Here is a 15940-nt window from a genome sequence, read left to right as displayed (position 1 = left end):
ACGTCCAGGTTCGATACGGGGGTGCGTATGGTGGCGAAAGCAGGGGTGGGCAGGAAGCGGAACCCGAAGCCCCCCGCCCCGGCCAGACCCGCCACCCCCGACGCCGCCCCGCCGCCGCCGCCCCCGCCCCAGCCGGCGGGGCCGCCGGTGCCGCGCCTCTATTTCGTCAGCCCGCTGCTGGCCGGGGCGCTGCCGAATTGGGACGCGCTCTTCGCCCATATCGCGACGCTCGGCTTCGACAGCGCGCTGCTCGCCCCGCCCTTCGCGCCGGGGACGGAGGGCAGCCTGTTCCGCATCGCCGATCCGGACGCACCGCATCCCGTCCTGAGCTCGACCGGAGACATGACGGAGACGCTGCGCCTGCTGGCGGACAAGGCGCGGGCGGAGGGGCTCGCCCTGTATCTCGACCTCGTGCTGGACCGCACCGCGGCGGATGGCGTGCTGGCCCGCCACCACCCGGACTGGACCGACGCCCCGGATGGCAGCCCGCCGGACCCCCGCCTGCCGCCCGAGGCCCAGGGCGTCGCCTGGCTGCGCTGGAAGGATGGCGCGGGCGAGGCGCTCTACGAGTGGTGGGAGCTGCGCCTGCGCCGCTGGGTGGAGGCGGGGATTGCCGGCTTCCGCTGCCTCGGCCTCGGCCGGGTGCCGGCCGGCATCTGGCGCCGCCTGGCGGCTGCCCTGCCGGCCGCGCGCTTCCTCGGCTGGACCCCCGGCCTCCCGGCGGAAGCGGTGCCGAACCTCTCCGGCGCCGGCTTCGCCGCGGTGTTCGACAGCGCCGGCTGGTGGGATTTCCGCGCCGGCTGGTATCCGGAGGAGGTGGCGCGGCTGGCCCCGCTGGCCCCGGCCATCGCCACGCTGGAGCCGCCCTTCGGCCCCCGCCTCGGCGGGCCGGATCTGGAGCCCGAGCTGGCCGAGCGCGCCGCCGCGCGGCAGCTGCGCCTCGCCGCCGGGATCGGCGCCGGCATGCTGCTGCCCATGGGCTTCGAATTCGCCGCCCGCCGCCGGCTGGACCCGGTGCGGGACCGGCCGGAGGACTGGACCCGGCTGCTGCAGCACCCGGCCGAGGCGCTGCATGCGGAAATCCGCGCCGCCAATGCCGTGCTGGCCAAGCGCCCCCTGGCCCCGGCCGAGATCCGCCCCCTGGCCGGGCCCGGCGCCGGCACCGTGGCCCTGCTGCGCGCCGAGGCGGCGGATGCAAGGGCGGCGCGCAGCGCCAGCCTGGTGCTGGCCAATGCCGATTTGCTCCGCAGCCGGGAGGCGGCGGCGAGCGCCCTGCTGCCCGCCCTGCCGACCGAGGGCGCCCGCTTCCGCCCGCTCTCGCCCGAGGCCGCCCCCCTTGCCCCCGGCGCCGCCTTGCCGCTCGCCCCCGGCGCCGCCCTGCTGTTCGAGGCCGAGATGCTGCCTGCCATCCGCCGGACCTCGCCGCGCCGCCGCCTGCCCGGCGAGAAGGACCCGGCCCTCGCCGCCGCCGCCGCGCCGCGCATCGGGCTGGAGGCGATCGCCCCCGCCGTGGAGGGCGGCCGCTTCCCGGTGAAGCGCTCGGTGGGGGAGGAGGTGGAAGTCACCTGCGACATCCTCTGCGACGGCCACGACCAGCTCGGCGCTGCCCTGCTCTGGCGTCCCGCCGATTCCCGCGAATGGCAGCAGGTGCGGATGCGCCCCCTCGGCAATGACCGCTGGACGGCGCGCTTCCCGCTGGAGCGCGTGGGGCTCCACCTCTTCGTGGTGGAGGCCTGGCGCGACGCCTATGCCAGCTTCCGCGACGAGCTGCGCAAGAAGCACGCCGCCGGCCTCTCCACGGCGCTGGAGCAGGAGGAGGGGCGGCAGCTGATCGCCGCGGCGGCGGAGCGGGAGCGGGATGGCGTCGGCCCGACCCTGCGCGACCTGCTGGCCCTGCTCGCCGCGGCGCCGGAGGCGGAGCGCATCCGCCTGCTGCTGGCGGACCAGACGGCGGCGCTGATGGCGGAGGCCGATGACCGCCCCTTCCGCAGCCGCAGCGCCGAGATGCCGGTGGAGGCGGAGCGGCTCGGCGCCCGCTTCGCCAGCTGGTACGAATGCTTCCCGCGCAGCCAGAGCGGCAGCACGGAGCGCCACGGCACCTTCGACGACGTGATTCGCCGCCTGCCGCATCTCCGCGGCATGGGCTTCGACGTGCTGTATTTCCCGCCCATCCACCCGATCGGGAAGACCAACCGCAAGGGTCGCAACAACAGCCTGACCCCCGGGCCGGACGACCCCGGCAGCCCCTATGCCATCGGCAGCGCGGAGGGCGGCCACGACGCGGTGCACCCGGAACTCGGCGGCATCGAGGGCTTCCGCCGGCTGCGCGCCGCCGCGGAGCGGCACGGCATGGAGCTGGCGCTGGACTTCGCCATCCAGTGCAGCCCCGACCACCCCTGGCTGAAGGAACACAAGGGCTGGTTCGACTGGCGGCCCGATGGCAGCATCAAATACGCCGAGAACCCGCCGAAGAAGTACGAGGACATCGTCAACGTCGATTTCTACGCGCCGGACGCCGTCCCCGACCTGTGGCTGGCGCTGCGCGACGTGGTGCTGTTCTGGTGCCATGAGGGCGTGCGGCTGTTCCGCGTGGACAACCCGCACACCAAGCCCTTCCCCTTCTGGGAATGGATGATCGCCGAGGTGCGCGGCCGCTACCCGGACGCGGTCTTCCTGGCGGAGGCCTTCACCCGGCCGAAGATCATGTACCGCCTGGGCAAGATCGGCTTCAGCCAGTCCTACACCTACTTCACCTGGCGGAACGAGAAGCGCGAGATCACCGAGTATCTGGAGGAGCTGACCGACGGCCCGCCGCGCGACTTCTACCGGCCGCATTTCTTCGTCAACACGCCGGACATCAACCCGCCCTTCCTGCAGACCGGCGGGCGGCCGGCGCATCTCATCCGCCTCGCTTTGGCGACGACGCTCTCCGGCCTCTGGGGCATGCAGCAGGGCTTCGAGCTCTGCGAGGCGACGCCGCTGCCGGGGCGGGAGGAGTATCTCAACTCCGACAAATACGAGATCCGTGCCCGGCCCGACCGTGCGCCGGGCGACATCGTGGAGGAGATCACCCGCCTGAACCTCATCCGCCGGCAGAATCCGGCGCTGCAGACCCATCTCGGCCTCCGTTTCCTGGAGGCCCGCAACCCGAATGTGCTCTTCTACCGGAAAGCCATGCCCGACCGTTCCAACGTGATCCTCGTCGCCGTCAGCCTCGACCCCTTCGCCGGGCAGGAGGCGGAGATCGAGCTGCCGCTCTGGGAATGGGGGCTGCCGGACCATGCCGCGCTGGCGGCGGAGGATTTGATGCAGGGCGACCAATTCACCTGGCACGGCAAGTGGCAGCGGCTGCGGCTGGAGCCCGCCATGCCCTTCCGCCTCTGGCGCGTGCGGCCGGAGGCGAGCCTCTGATGGCCCTGCCGCGCAACCCGCACTGGTACCGCGACGCCGTCATCTACCAGCTGCACGTGAAGAGCTTCTTCGATGCCAATGACGACGGCATCGGCGACTTCCCCGGCCTGCTGCAGAAGCTCGACTACATCGCCGAGCTCGGCGTCGATACGCTCTGGCTGCTGCCCTTCTACCCCAGCCCGCTGCGCGACGACGGCTACGACATCGCCGACTACCGCGGGGTGAATCCGAGCTACGGCACGCTGCAGGATGTCCGCCGCTTCGTGCGGGAGGCGCATGCGCGCGGGCTGCGCGTCATCACCGAGCTGGTGGTGAACCACACCAGCGACCAGCACCCCTGGTTCCAGCGCGCCCGCACCGCCAAGCCCGGCTCCTCCCACCGCAACTACTATGTCTGGTCCGACGACGACCAGAAATATCCCGAGACCCGGATCATCTTCCTCGACACTGAGAAGTCCAACTGGACCTGGGACCCGGTGGCCGGCGCCTATTTCTGGCACCGCTTCTACAGCCACCAGCCGGACCTCAACTTCGACAATCCGCGGGTGCTGTCGGAAATCCTGAACGTCATGCGCTTCTGGCTGGACATCGGGGTGGACGGGCTCCGCCTCGACGCCGTGCCCTATCTGGTGGAGCGCGAGGGGACGAACAACGAGAACCTGCCCGAGACCCACGCCATCCTGAAGACCATCCGCGCCAAGCTGGACCAGGGCTTCCAGGACCGCATGCTGCTGGCCGAGGCCAATCAGTGGCCGGAGGACACGCAGCAATATTTCGGCCAGGGCGACGAATGCCACATGGCCTTCCACTTCCCGCTGATGCCGCGGATGTACATGGCGATCGCCCAGGAGGACCGCTTCCCGGTCACCGATATCCTGCGCCAGACGCCCGACATCCCGGAAGGCTGCCAATGGGCCATCTTCCTCCGCAACCATGACGAGCTGACGCTCGAGATGGTGACGGACCGGGAGCGCGACTATCTCTGGAACACCTATGCCGCCGACCGCCGGGCGCGGCTCAACCTCGGCATCCGCCGCCGCCTCGCGCCCCTGCTGCAGCGCGACCGGAGGCGGATCGAGCTGATGAACGGCCTGCTGCTCTCCATGCCCGGCACGCCGGTGATCTATTACGGCGACGAGATCGGCATGGGGGACAACATCTTCCTGCGCGACCGCGACGGCGTGCGCACGCCGATGCAGTGGTCGCCCGACCGCAATGGCGGCTTCTCCAAGGCCGACCCGGCGGCGCTGGTGCTGCCGCCCTTGCAGGATGCGCTCTACGGCTTCCCGGCGGTGAACGTCGAAAGCCAGGCGCGGGACCCGCACAGCCTGCTGAACTGGATGCGCCGCATGCTGAGCGTGCGGAAGCGCAGCCAGGCCTTCGGCCGCGGCGAGATGCGGCTGCTCTACCCGGCCAACCGCAAGGTGCTGGCCTATGTGCGGGAATATGAAGGCGACAGCATCCTCTGCGTCTTCAACCTCTCCCGCTCGGCCCAGGCCGTGGAACTCGACCTCTCCGCCAGCGCTGGAAGCGTGCCGGTGGAGATGCTGGGCGGCACCGCCTTTCCCCCCATTGGCCAGCTGCCCTACCTGCTGACCCTGCCGCCCTACGGCTTCTACTGGTTCGCCCTGGCGAAGCAGCAGGCCCTGCCGCCCTGGCACACGCCTTCCCCGGAACCGCTGCCGGACCTGAGGACGCTCGTCTTGACCGCCGATGTGAAGGAGCTGCTGAGCGCCAAGGTACGGCAGGAGCTGGAGCGCCAGGTCCTGCCGGAATACCTCGCCAAGCGCCGCTGGTTCGCGGCGAAGGGCGAGGCGCTGGAAGCCGCCCGTTTCGGCGCCATTGCCGCCCTGCCGCAGGCCCATGGCGCGGTGATGATGGCGGAGGTCGAGGCGGTGTTGCCCGGCCGGACGGAGCGCTACGCCCTGCCGTTGGCGGGCGTGGAGGAGAGCGAGGGTGCCGGCCCGCTGGCGGCGCAGCTCGCTCTTTCCCGCCTGCGCCAGGGCCGCCGCGTCGGCTACCTGACGGATGCCTTCGCCGATCCCCGCATGCCCCCCGCCGTGCTGACCGCGCTGCGGGAGCGGACGGTGCTGCACTCGGATGCCGGCGAGATCCGCTTCCTGCCGACGCCGCGCCTCGCCGAGATCGAGCTGCCCGAGGCGCCGGAGATCCGCCGGCTCTCCGCCGAGCAGTCCAACTCCTCGCTGATCTATGGCGAGCGCCTCGTCCTCAAGATCATCCGCAAGGTCAATCCCGGCATCCACCCGGAAGCCGAGGTGACGCGCTACCTCACCGCCGCCGGCTACGCCAACGCCCCGCCGCTGCTCGGCGAGGTGGTGCGGATGGCGCCCGACGGCACGCCGCATCTGCTGATGATCCTGCAGGGCTTCGTCCGCAACCAGGGCGATGGCTGGAGCTGGACGCAGGACTGGGTGCACCGCGCGGTGGACGAGGCGGCGCTGACCGAGACGCCGCCGGACGATCCCTTCGCCGGCTATCTCAGCTTCGCCACCGCCCTCGGCCAGCGCCTGGGCGAGCTGCATGCGGTGCTGGCGCGGCCGACCGACGACCCGGATTTCGCCCCCGAGCTGGCGACGGCCGAGGATCGCCGGCGCTGGGCGGAGGGCGCGCTGGCCCAGCTCGACCCGGCCCTCGAGCTGCTGACCGGCCGGCTGGTGCTGCCGGACGACCTGGCCAGGACGCTGCGCGGCCTGCTCACCCGCAAGGACGCGCTGCGGGACAAGGTTCATGCCCTGGCGCAGTCCGCCGAGGGCGCGCTGAAGACCCGCGTCCACGGCGATTTCCACCTCGGCCAAGTGCTGGTCGCGCAGGGCGATGCGGTGATCGTCGATTTCGAGGGCGAGCCGGCGCGGCCGCTGGAGGAGCGCCGCGCCAAGGCCAGCCCGCTGCGCGACGTGGCCGGGCTGCTGCGCAGCTTCGACTACGCCGCCTCCGTCGCCCTGGCCACCGAATCCTCCGCCGCCGCCGCCGCCGCGCCCAGCGAGCGCCGCGCCGCACTGCTGCAGCGCTGGCAGGAGGCGGCGGAGGATGCCTTCCTCATCGCCTATCGCGCGGTGGAATCCGCGGCCGAGCAGCCCTGGGTGCCGGAGGCGGCGCGGCGGCCGCTGCTCGACCTCTTCCTGCTGGAGAAGGCCGCCTATGAGGTGCGCTACGAAGCGACCAACCGGCCGGATTGGATCGGCGTGCCGCTGAAGGGCCTCGCCGCCATCGCCGAAAGGCTGGTGCCGTGAACGCCGCGCTGGAATCCCTGATCGAGGGGCGGCATGGCGATCCCTTCGCCGTGCTTGGCCTGCATGAGGGCGTGCTGCGCTGCTTCCTGCCCGGCGCCCGCGCCGTCACCGCCCTGGCGCGGGAGGATGGGGCGGAGCTGGCGCGGCTGGAGCCGGTGCACCCGGCCGGGCTGTTCGAGGGGCGCATGGCGCGCCCCGGCCCCTACCGGCTGCGCATCCAATGGCCGGAGGCGGTGGAGGAGGTCGAGGACCCCTACAGCTTCGGCCTGCTGCTCGGCCCGCTCGACCTGCATCTCTTCGCCGAGGGGCGGCATTTCGGTCTCGGCCGCGTCTTCGGGGCCCAGCCCATGGTGGTGGATGGCATCCCCGGTGTCCGCTTCGCCCTCTGGGCGCCGAATGCCCGCCGCGTCTCGGTGGTCGGCGCCTTCAACAATTGGGATGGCCGCCGCCACCCGATGCGCCGCCGCCAGGAGGCGGGGGTGTGGGAGCTGTTCATCCCGCGCCTCACGCCCGGCGCGCTCTACAAATATGAGCTGCTGGGCCCGGATGGCGGCCTGCTGCCGCTGAAGGCCGACCCCTGCGCCCTGGCGACGGAGCTGCCGCCCGCCACCGCCTCCCGCGTCGCCGACCTTTCCCGCCTCGACTGGAGCGACGCCGCCTGGATGCGCGACCGCCCGGCCCGCCAGGCGGGCGACGCGCCGCTCTCGATCTATGAGGTCCATGCCGGCTCCTGGTGGCGCGATGCCAAGGGCCATTCGCCGGACTGGGACGGGCTGGCGGACCGCCTCATCCCCTATGCCAAGGGCATGGGCTTCACCCATCTGGAATTCCTGCCCATCACGGAGCATCCCTTCTACGGTTCCTGGGGCTACCAGCCGCTCTCGCTGTTTGCGCCCAGCGCCCGCTTCGGCCCGCCCGCCGGCTTCGCCCGCTTCGTCGACCGCGCCCATGCCGAGGGCATCGGCATCATCCTCGACTGGGTGCCGGCGCATTTCCCCGCCGACGCGCACGGCCTCTACCGCTTCGACGGCACGCCGCTCTACGAGCATGCCGACCCGCGGGAGGGCTTCCACCAGGACTGGAACACCGCGATCTACAATCTCGGCCGCAACGAGGTGCGCGGCTTCCTGCTGGCCAGCGCGGCGCATTGGCTGGGCGACTTCCATGTGGATGGGCTGCGCGTCGATGCCGTCGCCTCCATGCTCTACCGCGACTATTCGCGGAAGCAGGGCGAATGGGTCCCCAACCGCTATGGCGGGCGGGAGAATCTGGAGGCGGTGGACTTCCTCCGCGAGCTGAACTCCATGGTGGCCGAGACCTTCCCCGGTGCCCTGGTCATCGCCGAGGAGAGCACCGCCTGGCCCGGCGTCAGCCGCCCCGCGTCCGATGGCGGGCTCGGCTTCTCGCGCAAGTGGAACATGGGGTGGATGCACGACACGCTCCACTACATGGAGCACGACCCGATCCATCGCCGCCACCACCACGACGCCATGACCTTCGGCCTGGTCTATGCCTGGAGCGAGCGCTTCGTCCTGCCGCTCAGCCATGACGAGGTGGTCTATGGCAAGGGCTCGCTGATCGGGAAGATGCCGGGCGACGACTGGCAGAAATTCGCCAATCTCCGCGCCTATCTCGGCTTCATGTGGGCGCATCCCGGCAAGAAGCTGCTCTTCATGGGCGGCGAGATCGGCCAGTGGAGCGAGTGGAACCACGACAGCGCGGTGGACTGGCCGCTGCTGGACGGGCCGCGCCATCGCGGCCTGCAGCGCCTGGTGCGCGACCTCAACGCCGCCCTCGCCGCGCTGCCGGCGCTGCATGCGAAGGACGACCAGCCGGAGGGCTTCCGCTGGGTCATCGGCGATGCGCGGGCGGAAAGCGTCTTCGCCTGGCTGCGCTTCGGGCGGGAGGGCGATCCGCCGGTGCTCGCCGTCAGCAACCTCACCCCGGTGCCGCGCCAGGGCTGGCGCATCGGCGTGCCGCAGGCCGGCGCGTGGCGGGAGGTGGTGAACACCGATTCCGAACTCTATGGCGGAACCAACAGCGGCAACGGCGGTTTGTTGCAGGCGCAAACGGCCGCCAGCCACGGCTTCGAGCATTCGCTCGAACTGACCTTGCCGCCGCTGGCGACGATCATCCTAGCCCTGCAGGAGTAGCATGCCCCCCATCCCCAGCCGCCTGGCGCCAGGCCGTCCCGATCCGCTTGGCGCCACCTGGGACGGGCTGGGGGTGAATTTCGCGGTCTTCTCCGCCAATGCCGAGCGCATCGACCTCTGCCTGTTCGACGCGGCGGGGCGGAAGGAGATCGCCCGCCTGCCGCTGCCGGAATGCACCGACGAGATCTGGCACGGCTACCTGCCGGAAGCCCGGCCCGGCCAGCTCTACGGCTACCGCGCCTACGGTCCCTATGAACCGCGGCAGGGCCACCGCTTCAACCCGAACAAGCTGCTGCTGGACCCCTACGCCAAGCAGCTCGCCGGCGAGGTCCGCTGGTCGGACGTGCTGTTCGGCTACCGCGTCGGCGCCAACCGCGCCGACCTCTCCTTCGACCGCCGCGACAGCGCCCCCGCCATGCCGAAGGCGGTGGTGGTGGATGACAGCTTCGCCTGGGGCGACGACCGCAGCCCCTGCACCCCCTGGGACCGCACCGTCATCTACGAGGCGCATGTCCGCGGCCTGACCATGCAGCGGGACGAGATCCCGCCGCGCGAGCGCGGCACCTTCTCGGCGCTGGCCGACCCGCGCGTCATCGACCATCTGCTGCGCACCGGCGTCACCGCCATCGAGCTGCTGCCGATCCATGCCTTCCTGCAGGATCGCTTCCTCGTCTCCAAGGGGCTGAAGAATTACTGGGGCTACTCGACCCTCGCCTTCTTCGCGCCGGAGCCGCGCTACCTCATCGAGCAGTGGATGCGCAACGAGCTCAAGGTGGCGATCCGCCGCCTGCACGCCGCCGGCCTCGAGGTGATCCTCGACGTGGTGTACAACCACACCTGCGAGGGCAGCGAGATGGGTCCGACCCTCTCCTGGCGCGGCTTCGACAACGCCTCCTACTACCGCCTCATGCCGGGGGAGGAGCGCTACCTCATCAACGACACCGGCACCGGCAACACGTTGAACATCAGCCACCCGCGCGTGCTGCAGATGGTGATGGACAGCCTGCGCTACTGGGTCACCGAATACCATGTGGACGGCTTCCGCTTCGACCTCGGCACCATCCTGGGGCGGGAGCCGGGCGGCTTCGACCCCAATGGCGGCTTCTTCGACGCGGTGCGGCAGGACCCGGTGCTGGCGAAGGTGAAGCTGATCAGCGAGCCCTGGGATATCGGCCCCGGCGGCTACCAGGTGGGCAACCACCCGCCCGGCTTCGCTGAGTGGAACGACAAGTACCGCGACGCCATCCGCCGTTTCTGGAAGGGCGATGCCGGCATGCGCGCCGAGATCGCCGCCCGCCTCACCGGCTCGGCCGAGCTGTTCGACCGCCGCCGCCGCCGCCCCTGGGCCAGCGTGAACTACATCTCCTCGCATGACGGCTACACGCTGCACGACCTGACGACCTACGAGCAGCGCCACAACGAGGCGAATGGCGAGGACAACCGCGACGGCCATTCCGACAACCAGAGCTGCAACTGGGGCGCCGAGGGCGAGACCGACGATCCCGAGATCAACGCCATCCGCCGCGGCGTGACGCGCGCCATGCTGGCGACGCTCTTCGCCTCCGCCGGCACGCCCATGCTGCAGGCGGGCGACGAGGCGATGCGCACCCAGCAGGGCAACAACAACGCCTACTGCCAGGACAACGCCATCAGCTGGTTCGACTGGGAGCGGGCGAATACCGAGGAGGCGCAGGCGCTGCAGCGCTTCGTGACCCGGGTCACCGGGCTGCGCCAGCGCCTGCCGCCGCTCCGCCCCTCGGTCTTCCTGCATGGCGGGCAGGAGGTGGCGCCAGGCCTCAGCGACATCGCCTGGTTCGACCAGCACGGCCAGCCGATGACCTCGGAAGCCTGGGGCGAGCCGGAAGCCCGCACCCTGGTGCTGCGCCGCGCCGTCGGTGACGCGGAAGGCCCGGTGGACATCACCCTGCTGCTGCTGAACGCCGACAGCGCGCCGCAGGAATTCACCCTGCCGGAGCCCGCCTATGCCTGGCGCAAGGAATTGGACAGCGCCGAGCCGGAAGCGGAGGTCGCGCCGGTGGAAGGGACGGTGACGGTGGCGGCGCGCAGCGTGGTGCTGCTGGCGGCGCGGCTGGAGAGGGAAGGGCAGTAAGGGGGCTCCGCCCCCCGGGCCCTGGGCAGAGGGCGCTGCCCTCTGCACTCCCGCCGGGGCCAGGACCTGGCCCCGGACCCCGGTGTGAGTCTAGGCGTGGGGGCGCGCCCGCAGCACGAAGAACCCATCCATGCCGCCGCGCTCGGCCCACATGTCCGGCCGGGTGCGCAGGGCGCCGGCGGGGGTGATCGCCTCCGCCAGCCCCGGCACCTCCTCAGGGCGCGCCGGGTCCGACGCCAGCCCCAGCCCGGGCAGCGCGGCCAGATGCGCCTCGCCCTCCTCCGCCTGCAGGGAACAGGTGGCGAAGACCAGCCGCCCGCCCGGCGCCAGGCGCTTCGCCGCCGCCGCCAGCAGGGCACGCTGCAGCTCCGCCATCGCCGGCACATCCTTCGGCCGCTTCAGATAGGGCACGTCCGGATGGCGCCGGATGGTCCCCGTCGCGGTGCAGGGGGCATCCAGCAGCACCGCGTCGAACCGCGCCCCGCCGGCATCCCAGGCCGCGGCATCCGCCTCCACCACCTCGGCCTGCAGCTTCAGCCGGGCCAGGTTCTCCCGCAGCCGCGCCGCCCGCTTCGGGTCGCGCTCCACCGCCACCACCGCCGCCCCCGCGGCGGCAAGCTGCGCCGTCTTGCCCCCCGGCGCGGCGCAGAGATCGAGCACCCGCTCCCCCTTCCGCACCCCGAGCAGCCGCGCCGGCAGGGCGGCGGCGGCGTCCTGCACCCACCATTCGCCCTCGGCGAAGCCCGCCAGCTCCGTCACCCGCGTCCCCGGCCGGTAGCGCCAGCTTCCCGTCGGCAGCGCCTCGCCCCCCTCCGGCGCCGTCGCCCCCGGCTTCAGGCTGAGATCGAGCGGCGCCTCATGCCCATGCGCCGCGGCAATCGCCCGCACCGCCGCGCCATGCGCCGCATGCCAGGCTGTCCAGAGCCAGGGCGGCGTGTCCAGCCTTTCCGCTTCCAGTCCCTCCAGCGCCGCCGGCCCGGCCGCCGCCACCTTGCGCAGCACCGCATTCACCAGCCCCGCGAAGGGCTGCGGCACCAGATCCACGGCACTCGCCACCGCCGCATGCGGCGGGGTGCCCAGCAGCAGCAGCTCTGCCGCGCCGATCCGCAGGGCGTTCCGCACCGCCGGCGGCGGCTCCCGCCGCAGGAAGGGCTCCAGCACCGCGTCCAGGGAGCCGGCCCGGCGCAGCACCGCCGCCGCGATCCGGTGCCCCGCCGCCTTGTCCCGCGGCGAGAGCGCCGCGCCCGGCCGCTTCTCCCCCTTCTGCCGTACCTGGTGCGGCCGGCCATCGGTCGGCAGCGCGTCCAGCGCCTCCTCCAGCGGGCGGTGGCGGGTCAGGACGGCATCCAGCAGGGCGGCGGCGGCGCGGCGGGCGGGGGAAGGCGCCGGGGAAGGGGAGGGGGCCATGGAAGCGCGGTTTATGGTCCCCCGCCGCCGGCCATGCTAGAGCATTTCCGGTCAAGACAGCTTCCCCGGACATGCCCCTTCCCTGGCCGGCGCGGCCCATCGGCGCCGCGGGCGAGGCCGGCCACGGGCCATTCCGGTTCACATGGGTTCAGCGAACATGTTCCAGCCTGTCGTCCGCAGCGCAGGGTCACGCCTCCGGGCCACGCCATCCTGCGGCCATCCGCGCTGACCCCGCCCGCCATGCACGCCCCGCCCGCGCCCGACCGCTCCCTCGGCCTGCTGCCCGAGCCCCTGCAGCAGCGCCCGACCCTGGCGCTGCTGCTGCTCTGCCTGCTGCTCTGGCTGCCCGGCTTCTTCGCCCTGCCGCCGACCGACCGGGACGAGGCCCGCTTCGCCCAGGCCAGCCGGCAGATGGTGGAAAGCGGCGACTATGTCCGCATCCGCTTCGGGCAAGAGGAGCGCAACAAGAAGCCCGCCGGCATCCACTGGGCCCAGGCCGCCAGCGTCCATGTGGCGGAGGCGCTGCATCTCGGCAGCCGCCGGGACGTCTGGGTCTATCGCATCCCCTCCTTCCTCGGGGCGCTGGCCGCCGTGCTCGCCACCTGGCATTGGGGCCGGGGGATCGTCGGGCGCCGGGCCGCCTTCCTCGGCGCCGCCATGCTCGCCGCCTGCCTGGTGCTGGTGGCCGAGGCGCGGATCGCCAAGACCGATGCCGCCCTGCTCGGCACCATCACCGCCGCCATGGGCCTCTTCGCCACCGCCTATCTGCGGCCGGAGCGCTTCACCGCCGCCCAGGCCGCCGGGTTCTGGCTGCTGCTCGGCCTCGGCGTGCTGCTGAAGGGGCCGATCGGGCCCATGGTGGCGCTGCTCGCCGGCATCACCCTGGCGATCGCCGACCGCGAGGCGCCCTGGTTCCGGGCACTCCGCCCGCTCTGGGGCGTGCCGCTGATGATCGCTGCCGCCGCCCCCTGGTTCATCGCCATCGGCCTCGCCACCGAGGGTCGCTTCTTCTCCGAGGCGCTGGGCGGCGACATGCTCTCCAAGGTCGGCTCCGGCGAGGAGAAGCATTGGGGCCCGCCCGGCTTCTACCTGCTGACCTTCGGCATCGCCGCCTTCCCCTCCGCCTGGATCGCGCTGGCCGCCCTGCCGACGGCCTGGCGGGAGCGGCACAACCCGCCCACCCGCTTCCTCCTCGCCTGGATCGTGCCGAGCTGGCTGGTCTTCGAGGCGGTGCAGACCAAGCTGCCGCACTACACCCTGCCGATGTTCCCGGCGCTGATGCTGCTCGGCGCCGCCTGGGCCATGGACCCGCTGCGCCGGCCGCCGCCGCGCTGGTTGAAATGGCTGGGCCTGCTGGCGCTGGCCGGCGTCGCGGCTGGCCTCGCGCTTGGCGCCCTGGCGGCGCCCTTCTGGCTGAACCGCCTGGTCCTGCCGGCCGCCATCCTGACGGTGCCGCTCGCCGCCGCGCTCGTCTTCGTCCTCTGGCGGGTGGCGCGGCGGGGGGATTGGGGCCGCGCCGCACTGGCCGGCGTGCTGCTCGCCATCCCGCTCTACGCCGCGGTGCTGGAGGGGGTGGTGCCGCGCCTCGCCCCGCTTTGGCTCGCCCCGCGCCTTGCCGCGGTGCTGGCGGACCGTGCCCCGGGCCTACCCCCCGGCCGGTTCGGCATCACCGGCTATTCCGAGCCCTCGGTCCTGTTCATGACCAGCGGCGAGACGCAGATGCTGCGCACCGGCGGCGACGCCGCCCGCTTCCTCGCCGCCGCGCCGGGCCGGGTGGTCGCGGTCGGCAACCGGGCGGAGACGGATTTCCGCGAGGCTGCGGCGGGCCTCTCCCTGGCGCCGGAGGAGATCGGGACGGTGACCGGCTTCAACTACACGCGCGGCCGCTGGGTCACGCTGGTGCTCTACCGGGTGTCGCGTGGTTGAGTGGGCGGCGGACCTCGTCGCCCGCGGCGGGCTGCTCGGCGTCTTCCTGCTGATGGTGGCGGAGAACCTGTTCCCGCCCATGCCGTCGGAGGTGATCATGCCGCTGGCCGGCTTCGCCGCGGCGGAGGGGCGGCTCTCCCTGCCAGGCGTCATCCTCGCCGGCATCGCCGGCTCGGTCGCCGGCAATGCGCTGTGGTTCGAGGCGGCGCGGGCCTATGGCGCGGTGCGCATGCGCCGCATCGCCCAGCGCTTCGGCCGCCATGTCGGGCTGGGGCCGGAGACGATCGCCCGGGCCGAGCTGGCGCTGCGCCGCAACGGCCCGGCCGCGGTGTTCCTCGCCCGCATGATGCCGGGGCTGCGCACCGGCATCTCCATCCCGGCCGGGCTGGTGGAACTGCCGCGTCCGGTCTTCTACGTCTGGACCGCGCTCGGCACCGCCATCTGGACCGGCGGCCTCGCCCTCGCCGGCTATGCGCTTGGCGAGCATTTCCACCTGGTGGAGGGCTGGGCCGGGCCGGTCGGCGCGGTGGTGATGCTGCTGGTCTTCGCCATGCTGGGGTGGAAGCTCTGGAAGCTGCGGCGCGCCGCCTGAGCGCCCCGCCCGGGCCGGCCGCGCCGCCTCCCGTGACCTCGCCCTGGGCCGCCCGTCGGAAAACCGCTTGCCGGGCCGCCCCGCGGGTGTAGCCTGCGGACAGGTGCGAAGACACCCGGGAGGACCATCCATGGACGGCAGCGTTGCGGGCGCCACGCGCCCCGAGATCAAGCTCACCGTGGCGAAGAAGGCGGAGCAGCCCTTCGTGAAGGGGCGGCGGAAATTCTTCCGCTACCGCGACCTCGGCGTGCAGGCGGCGACGGGCGGCAAGCTGCGCGCCCAGATCATGGAAGCCATCACCGGCATGACCGAGCCGACCGGCTGGCACACCCATCAGTGCGAGGCGCAGTTCGTCTACGTCCTGAAGGGCTGGGTCGAGCTGGAATTCGAGGACGGCACCCGCACCCGGTCCGAGGCCGGCGACGCCATCCTCATCCCCGGCGGCATGAAGCACAACGAGATCGCCACCTCGGACGATGTCGAGATCCTCGAGCTCTCGATCCCGGGCGACATGGCGACCACGCCCTGCGATCCGCCCGCCGCCAAGGCCTGACCGCGCCGGGAGGCTGACCGGCCGCGCGGCGCCACCGCCCCGCGGCGACCCGCTTCCGGCCGATGGCGCCACGCGGCGGCCGCGGCGCCTCGGCATGCCGTGCCGCCGGGGACAACCATCCATGATGCTCGAACGACGCGCCCTGCTGCTGGGCGGCGCCGCCTTCGGCACCTTACCGCGGCTCGGCCGCGCCCAGGCGCAGCAGACCATCCGGCTCGGCGTGATCTCCGACATGAGCGGCGCCTTCGCCGACCTCTCCGGGCCCAATTCGGTGCTCGCGGTGCGCCAGGCGGTGCAGGATGCCGCCCCGCTCGGACTGAAGGTGGAGGTCGTCGCGGCCGACCACCAGAACAAGCCGGACCTCGCCACCAACATCGCCCGGCAATGGCTGGACCGGGAGGGGGTGGACGCGCTGATCGACGTGCCGGCCAGCAGCGCCGCGCTCGCCGTCAACGGCGTGGTGCGGGAGAAGAACAAGGTCTTCCTCGCCTCGGCGCCCGGCACCTCGGAGCTCACCGGCACGCAATGCAGCCCGAA

General features: G+C 72.4%; 9 protein-coding genes. 8 read left to right on the top strand and 1 reads right to left on the bottom strand.

Annotated elements, in window-relative coordinates; genetic code table 11:
* Positions 1-147 precede the first annotated feature (147 nt).
* Genes NJ376_RS18600 through glgX form a run of 4 tightly spaced genes read left to right on the top strand, consistent with a single transcriptional unit; the run spans position 148 to position 10925 of the window.
* Positions 148-3411: a maltotransferase domain-containing protein gene (locus NJ376_RS18600; RefSeq protein ID WP_252954784.1), complete on the top strand. Its 3264-nt coding sequence runs from the start codon at positions 148-150 to the stop codon at positions 3409-3411.
* Positions 3411-6662 carry a maltose alpha-D-glucosyltransferase gene (treS, locus tag NJ376_RS18595; protein WP_252954783.1) on the top strand — a complete coding sequence of 1084 codons (3252 nt, stop codon included), beginning with the start codon at positions 3411-3413 and terminating at the stop codon, positions 6660-6662. Before NJ376_RS18600 ends, treS begins: the two co-directional genes overlap by 1 nt.
* Positions 6659-8815, top strand: coding sequence for a 1,4-alpha-glucan branching protein GlgB (gene glgB, locus NJ376_RS18590; RefSeq protein ID WP_252954782.1), 2157 nt, complete (start codon positions 6659-6661; stop codon positions 8813-8815). Before treS ends, glgB begins: the two co-directional genes overlap by 4 nt.
* Before the next feature lies 1 nt (position 8816).
* The gene (gene glgX / locus NJ376_RS18585; RefSeq protein WP_252954781.1) at positions 8817-10925 is read left to right on the top strand and encodes a glycogen debranching protein GlgX; all 2109 of its coding nucleotides are present in this window, start codon (positions 8817-8819) and stop codon (positions 10923-10925) included.
* A 90-nt stretch (positions 10926-11015) separates the two neighbouring features.
* On the opposite strand, the gene NJ376_RS18580 is transcribed toward glgX, so the two are convergent.
* Positions 11016-12332, bottom strand: a complete 1317-nt coding sequence (locus NJ376_RS18580) for an RsmB/NOP family class I SAM-dependent RNA methyltransferase (protein WP_252954780.1) — start codon at positions 12330-12332, stop codon at positions 11016-11018.
* Between the two features lie 240 nt (positions 12333-12572).
* Here NJ376_RS18580 and NJ376_RS18575 point away from each other — a divergent pair, with 240 nt between their 5' ends.
* The 4 genes from NJ376_RS18575 to NJ376_RS18560 all read left to right on the top strand — a co-directional run.
* Positions 12573-14258, top strand: a complete 1686-nt coding sequence (locus NJ376_RS18575) for an ArnT family glycosyltransferase (protein WP_252954779.1) — start codon at positions 12573-12575, stop codon at positions 14256-14258.
* Positions 14251-14850 carry a DedA family protein gene (locus tag NJ376_RS18570; protein WP_252954778.1) on the top strand — a complete coding sequence of 200 codons (600 nt, stop codon included), beginning with the start codon at positions 14251-14253 and terminating at the stop codon, positions 14848-14850. The genes NJ376_RS18575 and NJ376_RS18570 overlap by 8 nt, the downstream gene beginning before the upstream one ends.
* A 130-nt stretch (positions 14851-14980) precedes the next feature.
* Positions 14981-15403 (top strand): cupin domain-containing protein, encoded by a 423-nt coding sequence (locus tag NJ376_RS18565; RefSeq protein WP_252954777.1) that lies wholly within the window; start codon positions 14981-14983, stop codon positions 15401-15403.
* 121 nt (positions 15404-15524) lie between these two features.
* Positions 15525-15940: ABC transporter substrate-binding protein (locus NJ376_RS18560; protein WP_252954776.1), on the top strand; the 416-nt coding region annotated here is incomplete at its 3' end.

Origin of the sequence: Siccirubricoccus soli, assembly GCF_024178315.1 — a bacterium.
GTDB lineage: Bacteria > Pseudomonadota > Alphaproteobacteria > Acetobacterales > Acetobacteraceae > Siccirubricoccus > Siccirubricoccus soli.
The sequence above is the reverse complement of the archived record's forward strand: the minus strand, read 5'-3'. Positions and strand labels throughout refer to the sequence as shown.

Bases quoted from the DNA above. Each gene is read 5' to 3' on its own strand.
- treS (WP_252954783.1), top strand. From the start codon at position 3,411: ATGGCCCTGCCGCGCAACCCGCACTGGTACCGCGACGCCGTCATCTAC.
- glgX (WP_252954781.1), top strand. From the start codon at position 8,817: ATGCCCCCCATCCCCAGCCGCCTGGCGCCAGGCCGTCCCGATCCGCTT.
- NJ376_RS18580 (WP_252954780.1), bottom strand. From the start codon at position 12,332: ATGGCCCCCTCCCCTTCCCCGGCGCCTTCCCCCGCCCGCCGCGCCGCC.
- NJ376_RS18575 (WP_252954779.1), top strand. From the start codon at position 12,573: ATGCACGCCCCGCCCGCGCCCGACCGCTCCCTCGGCCTGCTGCCCGAG.
- NJ376_RS18565 (WP_252954777.1), top strand. From the start codon at position 14,981: ATGGACGGCAGCGTTGCGGGCGCCACGCGCCCCGAGATCAAGCTCACC.